This is a genomic window from Taibaiella chishuiensis (genome assembly GCF_003014535.1).
In the GTDB taxonomy this organism is placed as follows: Bacteria; Bacteroidota; Bacteroidia; order Chitinophagales; family Chitinophagaceae; genus Taibaiella; species Taibaiella chishuiensis.
This window is the reverse complement of record NZ_PYGD01000002.1, coordinates 175,551-201,190: the sequence shown is the minus strand read 5'-3', so window position 1 is coordinate 201,190 and position 25,640 is coordinate 175,551. Positions and strand designations below refer to the sequence as shown.

The following is a 25,640-nucleotide window of genomic DNA, read 5'->3' as shown; positions in this document are numbered from 1 at the left end:
ACTTTACCCAATAAAACAGGAAATGATGAAAACGCTGAAAGAAAAAATGAGGAAGCCCTTCCAATCCCTGATCAGCTCCAACGGCATGCATACCGGCACTGTGCTGAAATTGCAGCAGGCATCGATGCAGGATGAAAACTTTGTGTACGCCATGCTGGAAAGCAGTGCCGACGGCATTTCCAGGATTACGGCCGACGAACGCCTCTTGAAATTCGGACGGAACGAAGTCGCACATCAAAAGGCATCGCGCTGGTACATGCAGTTATTAAAGGCCTTTATAAACCCTTTCATCTTTATCCTGCTGGCGATCGCTTCCATATCGTTCGTGATCGACGTGGTGCTGGCGCCGCCTGCCGACCGCGACTTCAAAACCGTGATCGTCGTATCGATCATGGTTGTGGTAAGCGCCCTGTTGCGTTTTACACAGGAGTACCGGAGCAATAAAGCCGCAGACCGGCTGAAAAGCATGGTTAAAACAACAGCCACCGTACTGCGGAAATTCAACGGGCAGGTGGCCTTACCAATCAGCGAACTGGTACCCGGCGACCTGGTATACTTGTCTGCAGGTGATATGATACCCGCAGATTGCCGTATCCTGCGTAGCAAAGACCTGTTTATAAGCGAAAGCATGCTGACCGGCGAGGCCCTGCCTGTAGAGAAAAATTACCTGCCAATACGGGATGCCGACAAACATCAGCCAACGGAATTAAACAACCTGGCCTTTATGGGCACTAATGTGGTGAGCGGCACCGCTACCGCCATAGCCGTTGCCACGGGCAGTCATACTTATTTCGGCAGCATCAGCCGGTCCATTACCGGCGAACGTCCAGAGACCGCATTCGACAAGGGCATCAATAAGATCAGTTTCCTGCTGATCCGGTTTATGTTCGTGATGGTACCCGTCATCTTCCTGGTGAATGGCCTCGTAAAAGGCGACTGGCTGCAGGCCCTGCTCTTCGCCATTGCCGTAGCGGTAGGGCTTACGCCCGAAATGCTACCGATGATCGTTACGGCCAACCTGGCCAAAGGCGCCGTGAATATGAGCAAACGCAAGGTGATCGTAAAGCGGCTGAACGCCATCCAGAACATCGGCGCCATGGACATCCTCTGCACCGATAAAACCGGTACCCTGACCCTGGATAAGATTGTACTGGAAAAACACCTGAACGTTTTTGGTGTGGAAGACGATGAAGTGCTGAAATGGGCCTACCTGAACAGCTTCCACCAGACCGGACTGAAAAACCTGCTGGACAAGGCCGTGCTGGAACATGCCGAACTACACGACTACCTAGGTGTGGAAGAACGTTATGTGCAGGTCGACGAAATCCCCTTCGACTTCCAGCGCAGGCGCATGTCGGTGATCCTGAAAATGCACAACAACAAACACCTGCTGATCTGTAAAGGCGCCGTGGAAGAGATGCTGCCCTTATGCGACAGTGCCTTCGAACCGGGCGAGAACCGTAGCTTACATATCGAGAACGACCACGTGGTGCCTATGGATAAAACCATGCGCAATATCGTACTGCAGACCTCGAAAAAAATGAACGAGGAAGGGCTAAGGGTATTGCTGGTTGCCATTCGCGAGTTCGACCCCGCCCATCCGCTAACCTATGGCGTGAGCGACGAGCAGCACATGACCCTGACCGGTTTTATCGGTTTTCTCGATCCGGCAAAACCCTCGGCACAGCCGGCTATCGAAGCGCTTCAAAAACTGGGTGTTGCTATAAAAGTAGTTACCGGCGATAATGAAACCGTGACCCGGAAGATCTGCCGGGATACCGGTATCCCCGTACAGCAGATCATTAATGGCAATGAGCTCGAAGCCATGTCGGACGAGGCCCTCGACGCCAGCATAGACAGCGTTTCGGTGTTTGCCAAACTGAGCCCACTCCAGAAAGTGCGCGTGGTAAAAGCCTTGCGCAGCAAGGGACATACGGTAGGGTTTATGGGCGACGGCATCAATGATGCAGCAGCGCTTAAAGAGGCCGATGTGGGCATCAGCGTGGATACCGCGGTAGATATCGCCAAGGAAAGCGCCGATATTATCCTGCTGGAAAAAGACCTGCTGGTCCTGCGTAAAGGCGTGATCTATGGCAGAAGAACTTTCGGCAATATCATCAAATACATCAAGATGACGGCCAGCAGCAATTTCGGCAATATGTTCAGTATGCTGGGCGCAAGCGCCTTCCTGCCTTTCCTGCCTATGCTGCCCATACACCTGCTGGTACAAAATCTGCTGTACGACGTATCGCAGATATCCATACCCTGGGACAAAATGGATGACGACTTCCTGAAAACACCAAAGAAATGGGATGCGCGCGGGGTTTCGAGGTTTATGCTATTTATAGGGCCGATAAGTTCCATTTTCGATTTTGCAACCTTTGCGGTCCTGTTCTTTGTGTTTAAGGCGAACAGCCCCGCACACCAGACCTTGTTTCAAAGCGGCTGGTTTATCGAAGGCCTGCTTTCGCAAACGCTGATCATCCATATGATCCGTACCCGGAAAATACCTTTTATCCAGAGCTGGGCCGCAGCGCCTGTAGTAGCGCTTACCGCGCTGATCATGGCCATCGGGATCCTTATTCCATTTTCGCCTTTTGCACCGATGCTGAACCTGCAGGCCCTGCCCCTACACTATTTCCCCTGGTTGACCGGCATATTGGTGTCCTATTGCCTGCTCACCCAATGGGTCAAGAACTGGTTCATACGAAAGTTCCATACCTGGTTGTAACCCGGACGGCGCAAGGGGGCTGAAGGACAGTCCCCCCTGCCCTCCGCCTGTTACCCTGCTGATCACATACTCCCCGGCACCCCGGCGGAAGCGGCATCCTATTTTTTCCATCCACTTCAAAAAGTAACTCCAAAAATGAATAGCATTTTCTCCAGTACGGCGTTCAGAAAAAAAAGCCCGGTCCTGTTGATCGCACTGGCGGCGGCCGGTTGCGGCAATAAACAGGGAGCCGGCAAAACGGAAGATTTCCGGGTAAGCGGCGATACCGTTACCCTGTCGCCCTATGCCACCGTTAAGGCGCGGCTCCGTACCAGTACCATCACCTATGGCCCTTACAGTGCCGAGCTGGTATCCGGCGCCACCGTAAAAGCCATTCCCAACCAGTATGCCGAGATAGCGCCGCCCTTCTCCGGCAGGGTTACCCGGGTATACCTGCGCCTGGGCATGAAGACCCAACCCGGCACCCCGCTTTTTGAAATGACCTCACCGGATTTCATGGAAGCACAAAAAGCTTTTTTACAGGCAAAGACAGCCTGCCAGAATGCAGGCCGGGTATTAAAACGCCAGCAGGACCTGAAGGCAAACGGCGTAGGCGCGGCCAAAGACCTCGAAGAAGCGGAAACCGATTTCGACATGAAAGAAAAAGAGTACCAGAATGCGCTCGCCTCCCTTAAGATATTTAAGACCGATGTGCAGCAATTGGTTTTGGGTCAGCCCCTGGTAGTACGGTCACCTATAGCCGGCGAAGTGGTAGCCAACGATGTCGTGAACGGCCAGTATATAAAGGCAGACGATGCCCCGCATGCCAAGGTAGCCGAGTTGGATAAAATATGGGTAGCGGGTATGATCAAAGAAAAAGACCTGCACCTGGTGCGGGACCTGGCCGGGGCAGCAGTAAGCCTGCCGGCTTTCCCGGGCCGGACCATTACCGGTAAGATCTTCCACGTGGATGAAATTATGGATGAGGACACCCGGAGCGTACATGTGCTCGTAGCCTGCGACAACCCCGACCATGCCCTCAAACCCGGCATGTATGTAACTGTAAAGTTTATGGCAAACCCGCAACAGTCCATATTTGTAGCGGCCAAAGCCGTGATGCAGTTCAATGATAAAAGTTATGTGTGGCTGCAGTCGGGCAAGGACCGGTATATAAAACGGTATGTACAGACCGGCGTAACATATAATGGTAACGTACAGATCTTGTCCGGGCTGGCAAACGGCGATATCGTGGTCAGCGAAGGCGCCTATTACCTGTCAGATGCACAATAATTCAAAAGACAAAAACATACCCGTGTGAAAAATCTATTCAACATTACCCTGGCTAAACGCTGGCTGATCCTGGCATTGTTCACCCTGCTGGCACTTTTCGGTTATTATTCCTGGACGCAGTTATCCATCGAGGCTTATCCCGATATCGGCGATGTTACCTCGCAGGTGGTAACGCAGGTACCCGGTCTCGCGGCTGAAGAAGTAGAACAACAGATCACCATCCCGATCGAACGCGCGGTCAACGGCTTGCCGGGCATGCACGTCATGCGCAGCAAAAGCACCTTTGGCCTGTCGATGGTAACGATTGTTTTTGAAGACGGCACCGACGACTACTTTGCCCGGACGCGTATCCAGGAACGCCTGTCCGACCTGGCTTTACCTTATGGCGCATCGCCCGGGCTCGATCCGCTCACCTCACCCACCGGCGAAATATTCCGTTATGTGATCGAAAGCAAATCGCATGACCTGCGGGCGCTTACCGACCTGCAGAATTTCGTGATCGTTCCCCGCATCAGGCAGGTGCCCGGTGTGGCCGATGTTACCAATTTCGGCGGCATTACCACGCAGTTCCAGATCGAGCTGGACCCGCATAAACTCGAACAATACAATATCTCGCTCAATGATGTAGTAAGCAAGGTACAGGCCAACAATACCAATGCCGGCGGCAGTGTGCTGAACCGCGGCGACCAGGCCTATGTGATACGCGGCATAGGCCTGGTAAGGACTTTGGATGATATCGGCAGGATCGTAGTTAAATCGGCCAATGGTACCGCCATTATGATGAACGATATCGGCACTATAAAATACGGCAACCTGGAACGTAAAGGTGCACTGGGGTATTCGGACAAACGCGGCGCCAATTATTCAGATAATATAGAAGGCATCGTATTGTTGCTGAAACGCCAGAATGCTTCGGTGGTCTTACATGGCGTGAACGATGCCGTAGCCGACCTGAATAAAAATGTATTGCCCGAAGGCGTAAAAATACATGCCTTCCTCGACCGCACCAACCTGGTGGACACCACATTGCATACCGTATCCAAAACCCTGCTCGAAGGTATGGGCCTGGTTATCATCGTGCTGATCATCTTTCTCGGCAGCTGGCGGGGCGCGCTGCTGGTGGCTATCACCATACCCATATCCCTGCTCACCGCGTTTATCCTCATGCATTTCACGCATATACCGGCCAACCTCTTATCGCTGGGCGCTATCGATTTCGGGATCATTGCCGACGGCGCTATCGTGATGATGGAAGCCGTACTCAAGCAAAGAGAAGAAGAGGAAACAGCAACCATGACAGAAACCGGCGTGGCAGCATTGGTAAAACAAATGGCACGACCGATCTTCTTTGCAACGGTCATCATCATTACCGCTTACCTGCCTTTATTTGCGTTTGAACGCGTAGAGAAAAAACTCTTCACGCCTATGGCCTTTACCGTGGGTTATGCCCTGCTGGGCGCGCTGCTGGTGGCCTTATTCCTTATTCCCGGCCTGGCCTATGCCGTGTACCGTAAACCACAGAAGGTGTATCATAATAAATGGATGGAAAAGCTGACCGCCGCTTATCATCGCCGTGTAGCCAGGCTATTGCAAAAACCAAAACAGGTCGTACTGCCCCTGATACTAATCCTGCTGGGCGCACTGGCATTGACCTTTACGGTAGGCAAAGACTTCCTGCCACCGCTCGACGAAGGCTCCATCTGGTTGCAGGTATCACTGCCGCCGGGTATTACAGTCGACAAATCGAAAGAGATGAGCGATAGCCTGCGCGCCCATACGCTGAAATTCCCCGAGGTAACCTATGTGATGGTGCAGGCCGGGCGCAATGACGATGGTACGGACGCCTGGACACCTTCGCATTTTGAATGCAGTGTAGGCCTCCTGCCCTATAGCCAGTGGAAAGGCGGCAGGAGCAAGGCAGACCTGGTCGAGGAACTGGCGGCCGAGTATGCCCGTATGCCGGGTTACAATGTAGCCTTTTCCCAACCTATGATCGATGGCGTAATGGATAAGATCGCAGGGGCGCACAGCGAGCTGGTTGTAAAAATATATGGCGAGGATTTTAAAGAAACCCGCCGGATCGCCGAAGCCGTACTGGCAACCCTGCGCGGGGTAAAAGGTGCCGTAGACCTGGCCATAGACCAGGAGCCGCCCCTGCCCCAGCTACAAGTCATTGCAGACCGGGACAAGATTGCGCAATACGGCTTGAATGTATCCGATGTATCGGATCTTATCGAAACCGCGATAGGGGGTAAAGCCATATCACAAATCTTCCAGGGCGTTAAAGTATATGATATAACCTGCCGCTATAACGAAAACAGCCGCAGCACGCCCGAGCAAATAGGCAACCTGATGCTGACCAGCGAATCGGGGGCTAAAATACCCTTATCGCAGGTTGCAGACGTAAAGCTCAACACCGGCGAAAGCACCATATCCAGGGAGATGAACAAAAGACAGGTGACCGTAAGGCTCAACCTGCGGGGCAACGATCTGACCAACTTCATGAAGGAGGCCCAGGAGCGTATCGATAAAACGATCCGGTATGACCATGATAAATACAACATCAAATGGGGCGGCCAGTTCGAGAACCAGAACAGGGCCTACCGGCACCTGGCCGTTATCGTACCCATGGCGCTCGCGATCATGTTCATCCTGCTGTATGGCGCATTCGGTAATTTCCGGCAGGCAGGTCTGTTGATGAGCGTGGTACCGCTCGCGTTGTTCGGTGGTATGCTGGCTCTCAATATACGGGGTATGACGCTGAATGTTTCTTCCGCGGTAGGTTTTATAGCCCTCTTTGGCGTAGCCATTCAGAACGGTGTACTGATGATCGCTCAATTCAATATGCTGCGCAAAAAAGGATTTGCCCTGCAGGACGCCGTGCGCGAAGGCGCGCGGCAACGCTTCCGGCCGGTACTGATGACCGCTACCGTTGCGATACTTGGCCTGCTGCCTGCTTCGCTGGCCACAGGTATCGGTTCTGATGTACAAAGACCCCTGGCCACCGTGATCGTTTACGGCCTGCTCTTTGCCACCGTGATCACCTTGTATGCACTCCCCGCGCTCTATTACCTGCTTGAAAAAAGAAAGCATGGAAATAATAATAACCAGCAGCCTTCCGCCTAAAAAAAGAAATATGTTACACTCCTCCTTATTCCGAAAATATCTACCCGGCGCTTGTATGCTACTTTGGGCCACCGGCGTGGCTTACGGCCAGACCGATACTTTGTTCCTAAAAAAAACAATGCCTTATGGACAGTATATCGACCGGGTAGGCAAACACAACATTGCCTATGCCGCTGAAAAATTCAATATACCGGTTGCCGCCGCCAATATAGAAGCCGCAAAAATTTTTCCTGACCCGGAGTTAAGTGCCGGCTGGTTCGACAACGGCCAGCGCCGCCTGAATATGGGCAATGGTTACAGCGCCGGTATCGGCTGGACGGTAGAGTTGGGCGGTAAACGGAAGGCCCGGATCGACCTTGCTAAAAGTGAAAGCGAACTGGCCGGTTACCTGTTACAGGACTACTTCCGCAACCTGCGTGCCGAAGCCACCCTGAAATACCTGGAAGCGATACGCAACGGGCAACTGGTGCAGGTGCAGTTCCAGGCCTATGATGCGATGAACCGCCTGGCCCAATCGGACAGTATACGCGCGCACTCCGGCGCCATCAGCGACCTCGATGCCCGCCAAAGCAGGCTGGAAGCTGCAACCATGCGCAATGATGTGTACCAGGCCATCGCAGATTGGAAAACCTCGTTGAGCGAACTCGCGGTATTTACAGGCACGCTTACATCCGATACCCTTATGGTGGCCTCTGGCAACTTTACTCCTTTCGACCGCAACTTCGAACTGGCACGGCTGGTCAGCGATGCGCGGCAATACCGTGCCGACCTCGCCGCAGCCTTACAGGATAAAACGGTAGCAGAGAAAATGCTGGCGCTGGCAAAGGCCAGCAGGGTTATCGACCTGGGACTGAGCGCCGGGCTTACCTATGCCTCGTATGTACGCAATGCGATAGCGCCAACGCCTTCTTTTGTACAGACCAACCTGGGCCTGAGTATCCCGCTTAAATTCTCCAACAATAACCGCGGAGCGCTGAAAACCGCTTATTATACCACGTTGCAGACCGAAGCCCGGTATCAGCAGGCTGCCTTACAGGTACAGGCAGAAGTTACACAGGCGTTTTTTAATTACCAGGCTACCCGGCAACAGGCCTTGCAATTCAATACCGGTTTGCTCGCCGGTGCTCAAATAATACTGGAGGGGAAATTATACAGCTACCGGCGGGGAGAAACCTCGTTGCTGGAAGTACTGAATGCACAACGCACCTATAACGAAGTACAGCAAAACTATTATCAAACCTTATTCAATTGTGCCGCAGCGCTCGTTGCCCTCGAAAAAGCGGCCGGCATCTGGGACATCAATTTCTAAAACATAAGACATGAACCGACTACTAAAACCACTGCTGCTCCTCGTTTTGAGCGCCCCTTGTGCAGCACAGGATACGGCATACCCGGCAGGAAACAGGACTACCAATATAGATTTTGAAAAAACCGGTACCGAACCGGGCCGTCTATCCGTCGGTATTATAGCCGGTCTGAATTATAGCGGCCTTTATGGTAAAGACCTGGCCTATGTTTTTGGAGCAGGTCCGGCCGGCAACAAAACCGGCTATCATATAGGCCTGGTGCTGGATCATAATATAACCGCACACTTCGGGCTGAAACATGCCCTGCTCTTCAACCACATCCAAGCCAGTCTTACCCTCAGCGACAGCATCAACAGCCCTTATAACTCAGTTTTAAAAATGAGCTACCTGGAATTACAACCTGCCAATATCACCTACAGGCTCAAAGGCCTGCAGGTATATGCAGGACCTTATCTCAGCGCCTTGCTCAGTGCGGCCATCAACCGCAAAGACGAACAGGGCCGGTATTTCAGCGACAAGAGCATATATGGTACGCCGGGCGATAACGAAAGCAAGGACAAATACCTGCAGAAATTCGATTGCGGCCTTCATGCAGGACTGGCCTACCGCTTTGACTTCGGGCTATCCCTGAGTGCAGGCTATAGCCTCGGCCTGACGGATATTATCCAGTATGCCAACAGTTATACCCTGGGCGATAACCGGAATGATAATATACGGGTGTACAACCGGGGCTGCCGGTTGTCGATCGGTTATACCTTCAGGTAACCGTGTTATTTATGCCTCCGGCACCCAGGTACCCGCTTCCAGTTGTGCGATCAGCCTGGCTTTTACTTCGGTAAAGGCATAGTCTTTGGCTTCGGCAAAAGAGATATCGTAGATGCGGCCGATATCCCGTATAGCGGCTGGAAACGCAGCAAGCAGCTTATCGTAGTAAGCGTCGAGCATATCAGCCGGGGGCATGCGGAAGTCGATCCGCAGCTGGAAGCGCCGCATCAGCGCATGATCTATAATTTCGGGGTAATTGGTAGCCCCGATCAGGATCGCATTTTTGGGATAATAGTCGATCAGCTGGATCAGGCTGGTCACCAGCCTTTTCATCTCGCCCACTTCTTTTTCGTCATTATCCCTCGCCTTCCCGATATGGTCGAACTCATCCAGGAACAATACCGATTTTTCCCTGCCCGCTTTATCGAAGACCATTTTTATATTGTGGGAGGTCTCACCGATTTTCGCGCAAACGATATTGCTCAGGTTTAAGATATGGATGCTTTTGCCCAGGCTATGTGCAATGGCCTTGGCTGCCGTAGTCTTACCGCAGCCCGACTTGCCATAGAGCAATACCTTGTTGTTTACCGGCAGGCCGTAATGACTCAGCTCGTCCACGTATCTGTATTCCTTGATCAGCTGTTGAATCGTATGCTGGTTCTCCTCATCCAGGAACACATCGTCCAGGGCAACCACTTCTTTATCGTTAATGATAAGATCGAAAATATTCATAATCGTACTTTGTCCTTTATTGCGGTAGCATCCCTATTGGCGCCACTCTGTTAAGCGATCCCACCCCTGCATGCAGCAGCACTTCGTTTCGCTAAAACAGGCAAAATTATCTATTTCAGCGAACATCGGCAGGATATTACGGCTAATATCCTGCCGATAAGCCTGTAAAGCCCTTTGGAAGCAACTCCGGGCCTGGCCCTTCAGTATAAACAGGACTGTGCTGCTGCCCGCAAATCAGCGTATTCCAGGCAACAGCCGTAGCCAATCGTATTTAAGCAATTGCTTAAATAATAAAATACCGTATTTTTACACCATGGACCATCATTCCTGTCAACGGCAGCAGGCCGATATCACGCAGATCAACCGCTGTAAGGTGCGGGTAGCCGAACGAAGCGACACTTTTACCTACTTATCCAAGGCCCTGGAACTGGCGGGCAACCCCACCAGGCTGAAGATCCTGTACCTGCTCTATAAAGAAAAACAGCTCTGCGTCTGTGACCTGAGCGATATCCTCGACATGGGTATCTCGGCGGTATCGCAGCATTTGCGCAAACTCAAAGACCGGGAAATCATCAACATGACCCGGCAGGCGCAAACCTTGTTCTACTCGGTAAACCGGGAGTATAACAACCTGCTCAAACCTTTCTTCAGGATCCTTGATGACCAACCCAGCCTGGCCCTGATATGAACCTGAACCTGAAAATAATTACCGGCCTGGGTACGGCGCTTGCCGCTTCGCTCTGTTGTATTGCCCCGCTGCTGGCATTACTCACCGGTGTAAGCGGCATGGCTTCCGCGTTCTCCTGGCTGGAGCCAGCCAGACCTTATTGCATAGCGGCTACGGTTGTATTCCTGGCCCTGGCCTGGTACCGTAAGCTAAGACCCGCCAGGCAGCTGCATTGTAATTGCGAACAACCAGGCAAAACGAAATTCATCCACAGTAAGCTTTTCCTCGGTATCGTCACGGTGCTTGCCGGCTTCCTGCTTGCCTTCCCGGTATATGCTCATCTCTTTTACCCCGGTGTCCCGGCAAAGCCACAACAGGTGGCCGCGGGTATACCGGCTGCAACGGCAACCTTTAGGGTGAGCGGGATGACCTGTGCCTCCTGTGGCGAACATATCAGCAGCGCGGTCGGCGCATTGCCCGGCGTGCTGCAATGTACCGTATCCTACGAGGCCGGCCAAGCGACGGTAACCTGGGATACGACCCGGGTAAATCTTACAACCATCGAAAAAACCATAAACGCTACCGGTTATACCATAACGGATAAAAACAAACCTTAAATGGACCTATTACTGCAATCAACGATCACCTGCCCCGACTGTGGCTACGCTAAAGAAGAAACCATGCCCACGGATGCCTGCTGGTATTTTTACCAATGCGGGCATTGCGCTACCCTGCTCAAACCCAAACCAGGCGATTGCTGCGTGTTCTGTAGTTATGGCACCGTAAAGTGCCCGCCTATACAGGAAAACAAAAAATGTTGCTAAGCTTTACGCTAAATGCCCAGGGAGCAGCAACAGGCTTTACCGTTCATATACGGACATCCGTTTAAAAGACAAAGCAAAAGCGGTTTAAATCTCTGTTATTTCTACCCGTTCCGGTAAGCCTGCAAAATCGCCGGATGCCGCATAGATAATGGTTCACAAAGCATTTGTTGTTCGCCGAAAAAATTTATTTTTGTCGACCAAACCAACAAAGCCAAACCAAAGATGAAAGACCAGATGACCAAAATTGAAGAATTATGGGATAATGTAAGAGCCACCAAACTTCAATTGATCCGTAGTACCCGTTTTTTGCTCCTGGCACTGGAAGAAGCCGATATCAATAACCCGGGAGACTGGGAGTTGGAACACCAGATCGCTGTGGTGTCCAGGCGATTCGAAGCATTACAGGAGGAAATGGTCGACGACCTGGCCTTTATCAAGAAAGAAGTCAGCTCGGGATACAGTATCCTGCAAAAAGCGCTGAAGGATATGAAGACGCAACTGGAAAAAGAAATGAAAATTTTCGAGGTAGAAGGTAACAATGCAGACCGCTTGCTGGACCTCAACTTCAGGATACAGGAAATAGAAAATTCTATCGGCAGGCAATAGCCTGCCGGTGGCTGTTACCGCCTTCAGGGCAGTAGCATGATCTCGTCGCAGGCAATCATCGGTTTCTTATTGCTGTAATTCCGCCAGGCAGGCAACTCGCGGGCATTGATCGCTGTAACCCTTATCAGCCGGGCTTCAACGCCTGCAGGCAATTTAAAAAGTACATTAACGATGCCGGCTTCGTTATGTTCCACCGGTTTATCCATTGTTTTCGAAGCCAGGCGGGTAAAGGTTTTACCATCTGCCGATGTTTCCAGGATCACCTGCTCCGGTGGGAATATCCAATGCCGCGGATCGTCGAGGAAATTGATACTGATATTGCCGGCGCCCTTTATATTAGCGGCATCCAGCGTAGCCACCATATCCGTTCCATAAAAACATAACCAGTTATAACTGAAATCCGTGAAGCCCGTCATACCATCGGTAAGCGTGCGGTTGCCTTTTGCGGGGTAATCTTCCACATAAGGATACAATAGCGTTACTGCTGCACCGGCAGCGCGGTTAGCCGGCCAGGGCCGCGCTGCAATTTGCTTCCATTCCGCCCCGTATTGGTCCGGGCTTAAGCCGCCTTCCGACAGTTCGGTAACGCCGGCTTGTTTACAGGCCTGCACAAAGCGATTTACCCTTTTCATCCAATCCGGCTTCAATGGATAAGCCGCGCCCCCGTTATCGGTAAGGAACCCATACTGATCTTTACCAAAGTGCCGTGCCTGCTGTAATACCGTATAATCCAGCGACAGGCGTATCCTGCTCACCCTGGCCTCCAGGCCGGTTCCTTCCAGGGCCTGCGCCGCCTTCTCCAGCAACTGGTCGTAGCTATCGATCAGGGTAGGCGCTAAAAAGCCCCTGCTATCGGCAACCGGGCTGCCATAGATATCGAGATGCCTGCCCGACTGCTTCAGCGCCGCATCCCGGGCCTCCAGGTATTTGATTACATAAGGCGCCGCCTTGCCGTAATATCCCTGGCAGAAATCGGTAACGATAGCCTGCTGGTCTGCTGCCGGATCCCAGAGTAATTTGGCCTGTACATAACTGTTCAGCTCTGCTATATCGCTATAGGTATCGCCGCTGCCTTGTTCGAATATGCCTTTCACCTTATTCTTTTGCAGGTAGGTAAAATCGGCAGATAAGGTGTGCAGTCGTGGAAAAGGCGCCAGGTAGTTGGTAAACTCCGTTGCATAATCCCATATAAAAATATTGTTGGTTATAGCGCTCCAACCCGTTAGCGCCTTACGGAAAGCAGCCGCCGAAGCGATGTCGGCCAGGGACTGTTCGCGGAAAGCATCGATACTGCTCAGGAAGACATAGACATTACCGGCAGGTTTGGTTATGCGGGGAGGCTGCACCGTATAACCATAAGCCAGGGTCGTTATTTTTTTCGAAGGAAATGCTGCCGCTACTTTATTGACAAAACGGATGACCGAACCCTGCGGCCCACCCTCTTCTTCATCGGCCTTCCGGCACAGGGGACAGGTACAGTAACCAGCTTCGTCATTAGGGCTTACCGACCAGTATACTGCGTCGGGGCTATCCTGCATCAGCTCCCGGAGCCGGTCTACCGTGATCTGCAATACCGACGCATTGCTCAGGCAAAGCTGTGTTGTGCGGCGTTTGCCATTGACTAAAGCATAATATTCGGGATGCGCCTGGAAATAGGTAGCCGGTGGTACGAGTTTAAAAAAAGAATGTCCCCAAATCCCCCATAGTTCTTCGAAACGCTGCAACCCGTGCCAGTCGAGGTAAGCATTATTATTACTCATCGGGTAATAACTCTGCCGGTAGCCGAATGCGGGATTGGAGGTAATGCGGATATCGGGTGGTAAGGCCAGCGTGGCCTGCTGTGGCACAACCGCCGCCGAAGTATCGTATTTACGGGCCCGGAGAAAGCGTTCTGCAAAGGCATACACGGCGTATTCCGTTCCGCGTCCGGCACCCGCCAGTACCAGGTTATCTTCCTGCTGCAGCATCACGAAGCCATCTTCCTGCAGGGCATCGAGCAGGTGCGCGCCGGTAACGGCCTTGCAGTTGCCGATATAAATTACCTTTTTATAAGTATTGGCACTTTCCTTTACCACGGGCAACAGGGTATTGCCCGATTGTTTCAGCAATTGCTGTAATTGGTTGGCCGCTTTCAACTCGCCTTTCTTTGCCGCTTCGGGAATAACGATGGCATACTCCGATTTACCATTGGCCGTAAGCACCAGGTTACGGGCCATAGCGCCTGCCGGCATAACAGCCGCCAGGATACCGATACAAAAGGGAAGCAAGCGGGAGCGTTTCATGGGCGGCTAGAATTTTCTTAAAAATACGAGATAGATATCATATTGATTGCGATAACGCGAGGCGCCGATCTTCTGGTTGTACCAGGTACCATTAAGACTGACGATATTCCGGTAGTTAAACATTTTCTGGTACCCGGCGCCGATGCTGTACGTCGTGTATTTAACCGTCTCGCCAAGCTGGTACAGGCGGCTGAAATCATCGGGCGAGTTACCATAACCCACGTTTGCGTAGAAAAAGTCTGTTTTATTATTGAGGTACTGGCGGGCCGTAAGCACCCCTGCACCGTATTGCTTACCATTGTAGAAGATCGCATATCCCCGCAGGTTCAGCCAGAAGTCGCCGAGGTACCGCGACAGGGAGGCCACGCCCGAAATGGCATTCAGGCTATCGAAAGCCTGGAAACGGCCACCCAGCTCAGCTTCCCAGCTCGTTGCGAAATTATGAAACAGGGAATAGGAAGCTTTCAGCTTGGGGAATACCACCTTATTGGCGATACCCGCCGATGCGTAGGAGTACCATTTTTTGCCATGATATACATAGGCTTCCAGCTCACCTTGCAGGCCGGTTCCCTGTGCCCTGCCGGCAAAGTTCAACCTACCGGCCAGGCTGAAGTGTTTGAAGTAATGCGTGTATTGCAAGGTCGCTATATTGGCCGACTGCGTAGAATCGATATGCGAATTGAGGTAAGCAATACCAATCTGGTTTTTAAAATTCTTACTCTTCAGGTAAGACTGGTAATCCTTATAAGGCGCCCGGTCGGGATATAAAGTAACGACGGTATCCATCTGCCGGGCCGCTTCCTGGTAGCGTTGCAGCTGTTCCAGCGCCGATGCCTTTTTGATCATAAAGGAGGCATTATCGGGATGATAATACAAACCGGTATCCGAAGTCGATAATACCGCTTCATAGTTACCGCTATTGAAATACAGGTTGTTCATGGATTGCAGGGCGATCGTATCTTCCGGTTTTACCTGCAATACTTTACCATAACTCAGCAAAGCACCCGTGGTATCGCCGTTTTTCCTTTGTACGCCGGCATAGGTGGTCATCTGATCGCGGTAAGCATCCCTGATCCGGGTATTGTAGGGATATTGCTGCATCAGGTCGCCGGTAATGGTATTGGCCTCTTCATAGCGGCCGCTGTTGAACAATGCGGCAGACCTTTTCATCAGCAGCTCCCTGTCTTGGGGATAAGCGGCAATGGCATCGGCGGTATGTTGCAAAGCATCTGCAGCACCGGCGCGGCCCCTGGCCAGGTCGATATTGATAATGGTATTCAGTGTTTCTTTATGCTGGGGCTCCAATTCCAGTACTTTACGGAACTGAGCTGCGGCGCCATCGTAATCCATGGCCTGCATCATTTTGCGGCCGGTTACGAGTTGCGCTTCTACCAGGTTGCGGCTCACTTTTTCGCCCGGCCTGCGTGCCTGAAGGGTTTCCAGGATCGCGGTAGCTGCTTCGTCCTGGCCATCCTCCTGCAGGATACCCGCCTTTTTCAGCAACAGGCGTTCGTCGCCGGGGAAATACCCCAGGGCCTTATCTACCATGTCCAATGCTGCGCCGTACCTTTTCTGGCCGGACAGGATATTCACCGATCCGTTGAGCGCCAGCTCATTCGCCGGTTCAATTCTCAATATCCTGCCATAGGCATATAAAGCGCTGTCGGGCATTTGTTGCTGGGCGTATTCCCGGCTGGCCGCGCTATACAGGTCTATAAACGACTCCCTTAATCCTTTATCGGAGGACTGCTGGCCATATAAGCGATCGGCAATAGCAGCCGCTGCGATATACTTTTGCTGTTGCTCCAGCAGGCTCATTTTCTTTTTCAGCAGTTCCCGGTCGGAGCCTGTCTTACCCAGGGCTTTATTGATCCAGGCCAGGGCCTCATCATACATACCGCGGCTTATCGCGATATTGATCACGTTTTCCAGCGCCTCGCGGTTACCCGGCGACTTTTCCAATACGGCTACATACTGGGAATAAGGATCGGTGCTTTTGTAATACCGCGCCGCCTCCAGTCTCAGTTCGGTTTCCAACTGGGCGCTTTTATGATCTGCGGGAAATTTCTTACGGACAAACTGCAATGCGTCCAGCGCTTCAGGATATCTTTTCAGCTCCTGCAGCAGTCCTATTTTCTTCCATAAAAGGTCGTAGGCATTAGGATCCCGTACCAATGCAGTATTGACAATGGCCAGGCTGCTTTCAAGGTCTCCGGATTGCAGTTTGGTATTCATATTGCCATCGAAGGCGGTCTTGTTTTTGGGATCGATCTCCAGTACTTTCTGGAACTCGGCCGCTGCCTTCGACATATTACCCGCCTTCATGTAATAAGCCCCTGTCTCATTCCTGTAGTTGATATAAGTGGCAACCACATTCCTGTCGTTACCGAAATTATAGAGTAAAGAGTCGGCCTGCATGCCGGCCATGGTATAATTGCCTGCAGCCTGGTAGATCACCATTTTTTTCAGCCTCAGTTCTTTATCCCGGCCAAAGCGGTTCAGTCCTTTATTGATATAAAAAAGCGCACCGTTTTCATTACTGCGTGCCAGTTGGATATCGGCGCCCAACAGGTAGGCATCCCGGTATTCGGGCGCCTTATCGATAATCTCATCGGCCCGGCTTTGCGCCTTCTGCAGGTCTTTGTTCAACAGGTGGATCCTGCCCAGCAAGTACTGAAAGTCGGCATTACGCGGAAACTCCTTAGCGCCTTTACGGGCGAGTTCCAGCGCCTTCGCATAGTCCTTGCGTCCCTCCAGTTCCGCCTTGATCTGCCGGACAAGCAGGTCGCTGTTTGCCTGTTCCTTATTTTTTTGCGCGGCTACGGGAAAGCCGGCAAACAAGAGCAGGAGCAGGGCGATAAATGGAAAAAAATACTTCTGTTTCATGCGAAAGAAATATGTTGTTAGGAAAGCGGCACGATTATTTCTTGGGACGGCCAAAACCCTGGCGCTGCATATTGCCCCATACGTGTTTACGGCCGGTTATAAAGTTGTAATACCCTTTAAGCGCGAAGAACACGATAAGCGGGTGATAAATGATCGGCTCCAGGAAAGCCATCAGGCTAAGGCCAAACACCTCGATCCAGGTTTTATAGTTCCGGTTCACGATCTGGTCCCAGAACAGGGCTATCGTGGTGATCATTACCGAATAGAGGTATACGAACAACAACAGCAGCAAGGCATTCTGTGCATTGATCTGACCGGTGATAATAATGTAGATGTAGTAGATGATACCCAATACCTCGATAATAGGGGCCAGGAACTCGAACAAAAAGTTATAAGGGAATACGATAAGCCCCAGGCGGCCGTAACGCGGGTTGAACAGGATCTTTTTATGGATGGCCATGATCTGCATCAGGCCGCGGCCCCAGCGGGTACGCTGCCTGCCGAAGATCTTCAGGTTGGGCGGTCCCTCGGTCCAGCATTGGGTAGAAGGGATATACCGTATCGCGTATTTCTGTTTATTGTCGCGCATATAAGCGCACATACGCGTTACCAGGTCCATATCCTCACCAAAGGACAACGGATCATAACCACCGGCCTTGATCGCTATTTCTTTATCGAATAAACCGAGACCACCCGATACGTTGGGTACGCTGTTGATCATACTCCAGCCCATTTTACCCAATACATACGAACGGATATACTCCATTTCCTGGAACCTTGGAAAGAGGGCTTTAGGCGGTCGCATACGCACCAGCACCCCTTCCTCGATATCGCTGGAGTTGGCGATACGCAGTGTTGCACCCGTAGCGATCACCCGGCGCTTATCTTCTACGATATGCACATAACCACATTCGGGACAGGGTTCGCCCACTTCCTGTATTTTCTTACCCTCTTCGGCCATAAAGGGCTGGATCATTTTGATCAGGGTATCTTTTTCGATAATACAATCCACGTCGGTACACAGGAAGTAATCGAACGAAGAGGCATTGATGCCCGCGTTGGAGGCATCGGCCTTACTTTTACCATTCTCTTTATCGACTACCATCAGCTTTTCGTAAGCGGTATTGGTCGAGCGGAAAATGCGGCGTACCGGTTTGGACTTGATCTTTTCGTTATAGGCAAAGTCGATGGGCACCAGGTCGAATTCGGTAACCAGCTTCTCCAGGGTATCGTCGGTACTACCATCGTTGATGATGATCACCTCGTAACGGGCATAATTCAGGGTAAGCAGTGAGCGTACGTTCTGGATAATGGTTACGCCTTCGTTGAAGGCCGGGGCGATAACGGATATGCCCGGCGCCAGGGGCGAACTGGTCAGTTTACGGTAGTCGGTATATTGTTCTTTTTTACGGAAACGGTTTACGGCAATAAATGAAAGTACTGCAAGCAGCGCATAGGTCAACAGCATGACCATGCCGTAGACGAATACGCCACCTTGGAAAAAAGAACCGATATAATCCCAGATACTTTTGCTCATGTAGACTTGCCTTATTTTTGAATCGCCTGTTATGTTTTTTTCTTCTGCCCAAAGCCCTGCCGCTGCATATTACCCCAGGAGTGCTTCTTACCGGTAAGGAAATAGTAATAACCCCGCAATGAGAAGATCACGATCAACGGGTGATAGCATAAGAATTCCAGCAGGGCCGTAGAACACAGGTATACCACTTCTCTCCAGGACTTGTAATGCCGGAAAGCCAGCTGATCCCATAATATGGCCATGGTCGTGATCATTACGGAATAGGAATACACAAATGCCAGCAACAGGATCGCGAAGGTATAGTTTACGCCCCCGGTCAGGATCAGGTAGATATAATAGAGAATACCCGTCAGTTCGACAATAGGCGCCAGCAGCTCGAACAGGAAGTTATAGGGGAAGGTGATCATACCGGCCCTGCCATACTTCGGGTTGAACAGCATTTTAAAGTGGGCATACATCAGCTGGGCCAGTCCCCTCGCCCACCGTGTACGTTGCAGTTTAAAGATTTTGACGGTAACCGGGCCTTCGGTCCAGCAAAGGGTTTCGGGTATATACCGTATAGCGTAGTCGATATCATTGTCGCAGGCGTAGCGGCACATCCGCACCATCAGTTCCATATCCTCGCCAAAAGATTGCTGGTCGTAGCCACCGGCCTTGATCGCGATCTCCTTATCGAACAGGCCCAGGCCTCCCGATACGTTGGGCACGCAGTTGATAAAGCTCCAACCCATTTTACCCAGTACGAAGGCGCGTATATATTCCATCTCCTGGAACCTTGCCAGCAAATTACGCGGCGGCTTCATCCGGATAATAACGCCGTTGTCGATCTCGCAGGAGTTGGCGATACGCAGCGTAGCGCCGGTTGCGATCACTCTTTTACTCTGCTCTTCCAGCACGGGTTTCACCAGTTTTAATAAAGCGTTCTTATCCAGGATACAATCTACGTCGGTACATACGAAGTAGTTAAAGGAGGCGATATTGATACCGGCATTTACCGCATCGGCCTTACTCTTACCGTTTACTTTATCGATTACGGTCAGCTTACCGAATGCCGGGTTGGTCGATTTATAAATATGATTGATGGGCTGGGTCTTGATCTTCGGGTTATAGGCAAAGTCGACGGCCACCAGTTCGAACTGGCTGATCAGCTGTTCCATCGAGTTATCGGTACTGCCGTCATTGATCAGTACGATCTCGAACGTCGGATAATTGAGCGTTAACAGCGACTGCACATTCATAATGATAGACAGGCCTTCATTATAGGCAGGCGCCAGCACCGATATACCCGGGCTGAGCGGCGAGGTAAGCAGGTCGAAATAATTCGTATAGGTTTCCTTACGCAGGAAGTTGCGGATTGCGAGGTAAGAGAATAAACCCAGCAATGCATAAATAACCAGCAACACGGTACCGTAAACGAATACCGTGCTCTCGTAAAATGTAGTTATCCAGTGTCCGATACCGGCCATTAGTATTTGATTAAGGGGTTCATGCTGTGTTTCAGTATGAGCTGACCATCTTCAGAAGAAGAAGCCATCAGTTCTTCTATCAAAGCCTTGGGGGCATTTCTAACCAGTGACCTGGCGGCGTTTTTACGGATATCGAAATCGGTAGAATAAAGGAATTCCTGTTTCAGGAACAGCACGCTGTGCCGGGTCTCCATCCTGCCGATGGCTTTTAAGATTTCGAGCTGACAGTTAAGCGGTTGGTTACTGTAGATGTGCAGCAGTTGCTGCTCTACCTCTTCGTATTTGAGTTTACCCAGGCAGTTGATCGCCTCCGCACGCAGCACGTGGTCCTTGTTATCCAGCAATTTAACGACGGCAGGACCGGCATCGATCTGGTTATAATGGACAATCAGTTTAAGACAAAACGATACGATACTCTTATTGCTGGAATAGGTAACCCAACGTGCAAAGCTCGGCAGGGCGATATTCTCCGTGGTCGTAATGGTTTTGAACAATTCGATCTGGTCCCATTTCAGCAAAGGCTCCGTACTGATATCGAAAAACTTGAAGGGCTCATTCTTACTCAGTTTGATATACGCATTCCTGGCTTCCGAGCGCAATTCGTTACGCTTGCTGTTCGTCAGCGGCAGGATGTTTACATCGGAGATGGAGATGTCCATGTCCGTAAGCTCGCGGATCCCCCTGACCTTCGTATTCCACTGCGAACGTTTCATCTTTTTAAACGAAACCTTATCGAGGTCCAGTTCGAGATATAACCTTCGTAGCAGGGCGCCGGTACTGCCGCTGAATCCTTTCCGGTAACTGATCAGCCTGTCGATCAGGATCTGTTTGTTTCCTTTTTTCCGGAACTCGCGTAAGCGGAACGCATCGATATCCAGGTCGGCATTGTCGGCATGGACGCTGTTATTCATCACATCATTCCTTAAAATGATGTGCTCCGATATCAGGTTATCGATAAGCGGCAGCAGCACGGCCAGCCGCTTTTGCATACGGTGGCCTTTATAACGGGTAAACCATATCCTTACCTGTATAAAGACTATAGAGGCAGAGGATATAAAAATGAAAATCACTGCAATCTGGATGATTACAGGCAGCTCTAGGAAGGAATCCAGCAAAGGTATACGTACTGGTTCCTCCGGAGAGAAATCAGCAAATATATCAGGCATTGGATGGTCGGCTTAATAACAGCTTTTTGATACGGAGCAACAATTCCCCAACCATAATCGGTTTACGGATGTATTCATCTACTCCCAGTTTAAAACTATCCATAACAGATTCTTCGTGGGTGATTGAAGAAATAACGATAACCGCGGCATTGGCGGTGTTGGGATGTTGTTTCAGTTTGCTGATTATCTCAAACCCGTTTGCATAAGGCATCATCAGGTCGGTAATAACCAGGTCGTACTTGAGCAGATCAAATTTTGCAAGACCTTCTTTTCCATTCTGCGCACGCTCTACTCTAAAGCCTTCTTTTACAAGAATCTTCTCCAGTACATTTTGTATGATTTCATCATCATCTATGACAAGGATGTTTCTCATTTCTTTTCGGCGGTTTACTTTGTTGGTTAATGTAAGCGGTGGTTCTTTTCTATGTAAACTTTTGTTTATTAAACATGCATGGCTTTGCAGGCGGTAAAATCCATGCTAAGGCCCGTTATGCGACAAAAAAAAGCTTATGTGGCAAATGTATATAATCTGTAGGCAGTGTAACCGCTTTTACTAATAATTATGTTATACAAATTTAAATTTCAAAAAATATAAGTAAAGCACAACACATAAAAATACGCATAATCTATTCTTACCCTCATACTGCAAGCGGATCAGGTTTAAGTTATAGCTTTGCAAAAGAATAACCACAATTTACTGTCGGCCAGGATAAAAACAACAGTCCCTGAGCGGGTGGATGGCGGTTATTTTCAGAACCAACCAACCATATAACCAAACCAGCGAAACACCACTGCGTCATCGCAGGGGGCTTATTTATTCTAAATTGTTATGTCCTGACCTGTCATGAATAATAAAGGAGTAACCCAAAGTTTTACAATCTTACTGGTCGATGACCGGGAAGAGAACCTGATCAGCCTGGAGGATATGCTCGAAATGCCCGGCCGTGTATTCTTAAAGGCCAATTCAGGAAACGATGCGCTCAGGCTCATTATGAAAAACCCTGACATCGGCCTGATCATGCTGGATGTACAGATGCCGGACATGGATGGTTTTGAGGTGGCCAAAATTTTGAAATCCAATGCGAAGACCAAGGACATTTCCATCATCTTCGTTACTGCGATCAACAAAGAAGAACAGTATGTACTGAAAGGCTTCGAGGAAGGAGCCGTCGACTACCTGCAGAAACCCCTGGATATCCGGATTACGCGGGCCAAGGTCAATGTGTTCGAACATCTTTATTTCTACCAACGCAGGCTCCGGCAATCGCTGATCACGATCGAGGCCGTCAACAAACAGATGGAACGGTTTCTCTATACCGTTTCGCACGATCTGAAATCGCCCCTGGCCGGTATCGCTATGATCGTATCGGCGCTGGAGTACGAGCTCGATACGGTAAGCAGCGAGGAACTGGCCGTTAAAATGCAGCTGATGGGCAAGGCCTCCCTGCACCTCACACAAATGGTCGATTCCATCCTGGATTATTCCAAAAAAAGTTTTGAACAACAAACCAAAGAACTCGTTAATGTAGAGGAATTGGTGAAAGATACCGTAAGGCTCCTGTTTCCCCCCACGCATATCGAAATCAGGGTACAGGATAACCTGCCGTCGCTGGTAACCCGGAAACTCAAGCTGCAACAGGTGTTTCAGAACCTGATCAGCAATGCAATCAAGTTCAACAACCGGCGCGAAGGCCTAATCGAGATCGGCTATACCGATGCCGGCGCCCAGTACCGCTTTTTTGTAAAAGACAATGGTCCCGGCATCAAGGATAATGATGAGGACCGCATCTTCGGCCTTTTCAAAACCGGGCAGGCCGTAGCCCAGGGAGAAACCAGTACGGGTATAGGGTTAAACCTGTTAAAAGTGATCGTTGAAGAACAAGGAGGGCGTATTTGGGCAGAATCGGAGGAAGATAAGGGGAGTACATTTTTTTTCGATTGGGCGAAGTAGTACCTTTCCGTGCTGTTAGGCCGGAAGACCAATCTCATTCCAGGCAAACAGCATCCCGCCGGGATGCACTATTTTCATAAAACGAACGCAGGTAGGTTACTTTTATTAACCCTAATGAACGCAGCCGGATGAGCACAGGAAACGGTATCAAAATACTGTATATTGATGATGAGATCAATAATCTAATAAGTTTAAAAGCCTTGCTACGCCTGGACTACAAGGTATTGACCACTACCGATACCGAAGAGGTGGACCAGTTGTTGACTGCCAACCCGGATATCCGTGTTGTGCTTTGCGACCAGCGTATGCCGCAGAAAACGGGCGTACAGCTTTTCGCCGAACTCCGGGAAAAGCATCCCCTGCCTATCCGCATACTCGTAACCGCCTATACCGATGTGGAAGATATTATCGCCGCCATCAACCAGGGGCATATATTCCGCTACGTACGCAAACCCTGGGCACATGCCGACCTGGTAAGCGCCATCGAAGAGGCCGACAAGTTCTATACCGCTACTTCGCAGCTGGCCACCAGGAACCAGGAATTGCAGCTCGCCTACAACGAGCTGGATAAATTTGCCTACAATGTAAGCCACCATATACGAAGCCCGATCACCGGCATCCTGACGGCGCTTAATTACGCCCTGGAGTCCGACAGCATCGAAGAGATCAAAGACCTGGTATCGATGGTAGACACATCGGTAAAGAAACTGGACGGGCTTATCCTGAACATGTACGACTATTACAACCTGCAACAGGGCGAACTGACCATTTCGTTTATCGACCCGAAACAACTGCTGCAGGAAATGGAAGACAAGTACGGCGGTGCTGCGCGTGCAGAAGGTATAGAGTTTACCAGCAGCCTGGACCATACCGAACCCTTGCGCAGCGATGCGCCCAGCCTGAAATTCATCCTGACCAACCTGCTCTCTAATGCCTTTAAGTTCCGGGATCCGCAAAAGCCCGGGTCCTGGGTAAAACTGGAACTCCATGTAGAAAAGGCGAAGATCGGGATCAGGGTAAGCGACAACGGTAAAGGCATAACCGCCGATCAGTTACCGGCCTTGTTCGACATCAACGCTGCACCGGCAGACCATAAAGACGCCCATGGTTATGGCCTGTTGAACATTAAACACCTGTTAGTCAAACTGGGCGGCAGTATACAGGCCAGTTGCGAGCAGGGTATTACTACCTTCAGCGTTACGATACCCAACAAATTCTGAACCGTGCCGGCAAAACATGGCCCCGCAAGGATTTCAAAACATCTACCCATACAAATACCCCGGCCGTTAAGGACCGGGGTATTTTTTTAAGACCTATATACCATAAGTGCGCCGACCCGGAAGGGTGTCGAATAACCACATCATGCCGGCATCCGCACAGGAAGACAAACATTACCTGGTAACTGCTTAAAGCAACAGAAGTAGGTCGTGCCGGCTGGGACAATGTACAGCAATAGGGAGCCTCAGCTTACCTGTTTCCGTTTCCGGAACGCGGATGGCGTGGTATCGTGGTACTTGCGAAAAAAGTGGTTGAGGTGGCTTTCATCGGAAAAGCCGAGTTCAAAGGCGATCTCGCCGATGCGCCGGTTCGTGTAAAGCAGTTTATTACAGACCAGGTTAAGCCGGCACCGGGCGATATAATCCTGTAAGGTCTGATCCGTATGTTTCCTGAAATAGCGGCTTACATAAGTGGCCGAGAGGTTAAACATCTTGCCTACCTGTTCCTGTTTCAGCTTTTCCGGTTCGCAGATATGGTCCTGTATGTATTGCAGGATCGCCACGATCCGTTCCTCCGAATGTTCGGAGAGTTCGCCCGGAAGCGGCTCCCGGGACAGGTTACGGGCTACAACCAGGATCAGCGCATTCATATATTGTTCGATGAGCCGTTTACTGTACAGGTTATCATTAACCGATTCGCGAAGGATTTCCGCAGCCAGGTGTTTTACTGCAGCGTTGTCGGTACCGCCACGCAGGATACAGCCCCTGTTGGATTGCACCTTACCCAGCAGCAGTTCCAGCTTCAGGCTTTTATCCATAGCCAGCGCATCCTGTTCCAGGTATTGTTTGCTGAAACTGATAAACAGGAACTCAGTCGTCTGTTTAATATCGAAGGTGACGGCATCGGCAGGCAGCAGCACCAGCATATCACCTACCTGGTAGGGCACAGTATAATCGTTCACCAGTTGATCCCCGCTACCGGAAATGATATAAACCAGTTGATAGACGTGGTATACCCTACCCCTTACCGGGCATTCATCCTGTTTTTCGTACCGGATGGTATAAGGACTAAACATACGTTACAAAGACGGATTAATACAAATTAAGG

The 25,640-nt window shown here is 50.7% G+C and carries 19 protein-coding genes; 11 read left to right on the top strand and 8 right to left on the bottom strand.

The window, feature by feature from the left end; translation table 11 throughout:
* Nucleotides 1–25 precede the first annotated feature (25 nt).
* The 5 genes from mgtA to B0I18_RS08250 all read left to right on the top strand — a co-directional run bounded on the left by mgtA (nt 26) and on the right by B0I18_RS08250 (nt 9,198).
* Nucleotides 26–2,731 carry a magnesium-translocating P-type ATPase gene (mgtA, locus tag B0I18_RS08270; protein WP_106522220.1) on the top strand — a complete coding sequence of 902 codons (2,706 nt, stop codon included), beginning with the start codon at nt 26–28 and terminating at the stop codon, nt 2,729–2,731.
* Nucleotides 2,732–2,866: 135 nt separating this feature from the next.
* Nucleotides 2,867–4,000, top strand: coding sequence for an efflux RND transporter periplasmic adaptor subunit (locus B0I18_RS08265; RefSeq protein ID WP_106522219.1), 1,134 nt, complete (start codon nt 2,867–2,869; stop codon nt 3,998–4,000).
* A 24-nt stretch (nt 4,001–4,024) separates the two neighbouring features.
* Nucleotides 4,025–7,126 carry an efflux RND transporter permease subunit gene (locus tag B0I18_RS08260; RefSeq protein WP_106522218.1) on the top strand — a complete coding sequence of 1,034 codons (3,102 nt, stop codon included), beginning with the start codon at nt 4,025–4,027 and terminating at the stop codon, nt 7,124–7,126.
* Between the two features lie 55 nt (nt 7,127–7,181).
* Entirely contained in the window at nt 7,182–8,435 is a 1,254-nt protein-coding gene (locus B0I18_RS08255; RefSeq protein WP_181358383.1) for a TolC family protein, read from the top strand.
* 10 nt (nt 8,436–8,445) lie between these two features.
* Nucleotides 8,446–9,198, top strand: a complete 753-nt coding sequence (locus tag B0I18_RS08250; RefSeq protein ID WP_106522216.1) for a porin family protein — start codon at nt 8,446–8,448, stop codon at nt 9,196–9,198.
* A 9-nt stretch (nt 9,199–9,207) separates the two neighbouring features.
* Here B0I18_RS08250 and B0I18_RS08245 read toward each other — a convergent pair whose 3' ends face one another.
* Nucleotides 9,208–9,930, bottom strand: coding sequence for an AAA family ATPase (locus tag B0I18_RS08245; RefSeq protein ID WP_106522215.1), 723 nt, complete (start codon nt 9,928–9,930; stop codon nt 9,208–9,210).
* A gap of 313 nt (nt 9,931–10,243) precedes the next feature.
* Between B0I18_RS08245 and B0I18_RS08240 the strand changes: the two genes are divergently transcribed.
* From B0I18_RS08240 to B0I18_RS08225, 4 genes are all read left to right on the top strand, one after another.
* Nucleotides 10,244–10,618, top strand: a complete 375-nt coding sequence (locus tag B0I18_RS08240; protein WP_106522214.1) for an ArsR/SmtB family transcription factor — start codon at nt 10,244–10,246, stop codon at nt 10,616–10,618.
* Nucleotides 10,615–11,214, top strand: a complete 600-nt coding sequence (gene merTP / locus B0I18_RS08235; RefSeq protein ID WP_106522213.1) for a mercuric transport protein MerTP — start codon at nt 10,615–10,617, stop codon at nt 11,212–11,214. The genes B0I18_RS08240 and merTP overlap by 4 nt, the downstream gene beginning before the upstream one ends.
* Complete coding sequence (locus B0I18_RS08230; RefSeq protein WP_106522212.1) at nt 11,215–11,421, top strand: GDCCVxC domain-containing (seleno)protein; 207 nt, start codon at nt 11,215–11,217, stop codon at nt 11,419–11,421. It abuts the gene before it with no gap.
* Nucleotides 11,422–11,643: 222 nt separating this feature from the next.
* Complete coding sequence (locus B0I18_RS08225; RefSeq protein WP_106522211.1) at nt 11,644–12,027, top strand: hypothetical protein; 384 nt, start codon at nt 11,644–11,646, stop codon at nt 12,025–12,027.
* Between the two features lie 23 nt (nt 12,028–12,050).
* Here B0I18_RS08225 and B0I18_RS08220 read toward each other — a convergent pair whose 3' ends face one another.
* The 6 genes from B0I18_RS08220 to B0I18_RS08195 form a co-directional block, all read right to left on the bottom strand.
* Entirely contained in the window at nt 12,051–14,309 is a 2,259-nt protein-coding gene (locus B0I18_RS08220; RefSeq protein ID WP_106522210.1) for a DUF4838 domain-containing protein, read from the bottom strand.
* Nucleotides 14,310–14,315: 6 nt separating this feature from the next.
* A complete protein-coding gene (locus B0I18_RS08215) occupies nt 14,316–17,195 on the bottom strand; it encodes a tetratricopeptide repeat protein (RefSeq protein ID WP_106522209.1) in 2,880 nt (959 codons plus the stop codon).
* Between the two features lie 34 nt (nt 17,196–17,229).
* Nucleotides 17,230–18,732: a glycosyltransferase family 2 protein gene (locus B0I18_RS08210; RefSeq protein WP_106522208.1), complete on the bottom strand. Its 1,503-nt coding sequence runs from the start codon at nt 18,730–18,732 to the stop codon at nt 17,230–17,232.
* A gap of 29 nt (nt 18,733–18,761) precedes the next feature.
* On the bottom strand, nt 18,762–20,198 hold the full coding sequence (locus B0I18_RS08205; RefSeq protein WP_106522207.1) for a glycosyltransferase family 2 protein: 1,437 nt from the start codon (nt 20,196–20,198) through the stop codon (nt 18,762–18,764).
* Nucleotides 20,198–21,187: a HEAT repeat domain-containing protein gene (locus B0I18_RS08200; protein ID WP_146146701.1), complete on the bottom strand. Its 990-nt coding sequence runs from the start codon at nt 21,185–21,187 to the stop codon at nt 20,198–20,200. The genes B0I18_RS08205 and B0I18_RS08200 overlap by 1 nt, the downstream gene beginning before the upstream one ends.
* 169 nt (nt 21,188–21,356) lie before the next feature.
* Nucleotides 21,357–21,737 (bottom strand): response regulator, encoded by a 381-nt coding sequence (locus tag B0I18_RS08195; RefSeq protein ID WP_106522205.1) that lies wholly within the window; start codon nt 21,735–21,737, stop codon nt 21,357–21,359.
* A 471-nt stretch (nt 21,738–22,208) separates the two neighbouring features.
* Between B0I18_RS08195 and B0I18_RS08190 the strand changes: the two genes are divergently transcribed.
* Entirely contained in the window at nt 22,209–23,315 is a 1,107-nt protein-coding gene (locus B0I18_RS08190; RefSeq protein WP_106522204.1) for a sensor histidine kinase, read from the top strand.
* 128 nt (nt 23,316–23,443) lie between these two features.
* Nucleotides 23,444–24,535, top strand: coding sequence for a hybrid sensor histidine kinase/response regulator (locus B0I18_RS08185; RefSeq protein WP_106522203.1), 1,092 nt, complete (start codon nt 23,444–23,446; stop codon nt 24,533–24,535).
* 242 nt (nt 24,536–24,777) lie between these two features.
* On the opposite strand, the gene B0I18_RS08180 is transcribed toward B0I18_RS08185, so the two are convergent.
* Entirely contained in the window at nt 24,778–25,608 is an 831-nt protein-coding gene (locus B0I18_RS08180) for an AraC family transcriptional regulator (RefSeq protein ID WP_106522202.1), read from the bottom strand.
* Between the last annotated feature and the right edge of the window lie 32 nt (nt 25,609–25,640).

Bases quoted from the DNA above. Each gene is read 5' to 3' on its own strand.
- mgtA (WP_106522220.1), top strand. From the start codon at position 26: ATGAAAACGCTGAAAGAAAAAATGAGGAAGCCCTTCCAATCCCTGATC.
- B0I18_RS08265 (WP_106522219.1), top strand. From the start codon at position 2,867: ATGAATAGCATTTTCTCCAGTACGGCGTTCAGAAAAAAAAGCCCGGTC.
- B0I18_RS08255 (WP_181358383.1), top strand. From the start codon at position 7,182: ATGCTACTTTGGGCCACCGGCGTGGCTTACGGCCAGACCGATACTTTG.
- B0I18_RS08250 (WP_106522216.1), top strand. From the start codon at position 8,446: ATGAACCGACTACTAAAACCACTGCTGCTCCTCGTTTTGAGCGCCCCT.
- B0I18_RS08245 (WP_106522215.1), bottom strand. From the start codon at position 9,930: ATGAATATTTTCGATCTTATCATTAACGATAAAGAAGTGGTTGCCCTG.
- B0I18_RS08240 (WP_106522214.1), top strand. From the start codon at position 10,244: ATGGACCATCATTCCTGTCAACGGCAGCAGGCCGATATCACGCAGATC.
- merTP (WP_106522213.1), top strand. From the start codon at position 10,615: ATGAACCTGAACCTGAAAATAATTACCGGCCTGGGTACGGCGCTTGCC.
- B0I18_RS08230 (WP_106522212.1), top strand. From the start codon at position 11,215: ATGGACCTATTACTGCAATCAACGATCACCTGCCCCGACTGTGGCTAC.
- B0I18_RS08225 (WP_106522211.1), top strand. From the start codon at position 11,644: ATGAAAGACCAGATGACCAAAATTGAAGAATTATGGGATAATGTAAGA.
- B0I18_RS08220 (WP_106522210.1), bottom strand. From the start codon at position 14,309: ATGAAACGCTCCCGCTTGCTTCCCTTTTGTATCGGTATCCTGGCGGCT.
- B0I18_RS08215 (WP_106522209.1), bottom strand. From the start codon at position 17,195: ATGAAACAGAAGTATTTTTTTCCATTTATCGCCCTGCTCCTGCTCTTG.
- B0I18_RS08210 (WP_106522208.1), bottom strand. From the start codon at position 18,732: ATGAGCAAAAGTATCTGGGATTATATCGGTTCTTTTTTCCAAGGTGGC.
- B0I18_RS08205 (WP_106522207.1), bottom strand. From the start codon at position 20,198: ATGGCCGGTATCGGACACTGGATAACTACATTTTACGAGAGCACGGTA.
- B0I18_RS08200 (WP_146146701.1), bottom strand. From the start codon at position 21,187: ATGCAAAAGCGGCTGGCCGTGCTGCTGCCGCTTATCGATAACCTGATA.
- B0I18_RS08195 (WP_106522205.1), bottom strand. From the start codon at position 21,737: ATGAGAAACATCCTTGTCATAGATGATGATGAAATCATACAAAATGTA.
- B0I18_RS08190 (WP_106522204.1), top strand. From the start codon at position 22,209: ATGAATAATAAAGGAGTAACCCAAAGTTTTACAATCTTACTGGTCGAT.
- B0I18_RS08185 (WP_106522203.1), top strand. From the start codon at position 23,444: ATGAGCACAGGAAACGGTATCAAAATACTGTATATTGATGATGAGATC.
- B0I18_RS08180 (WP_106522202.1), bottom strand. From the start codon at position 25,608: ATGTTTAGTCCTTATACCATCCGGTACGAAAAACAGGATGAATGCCCG.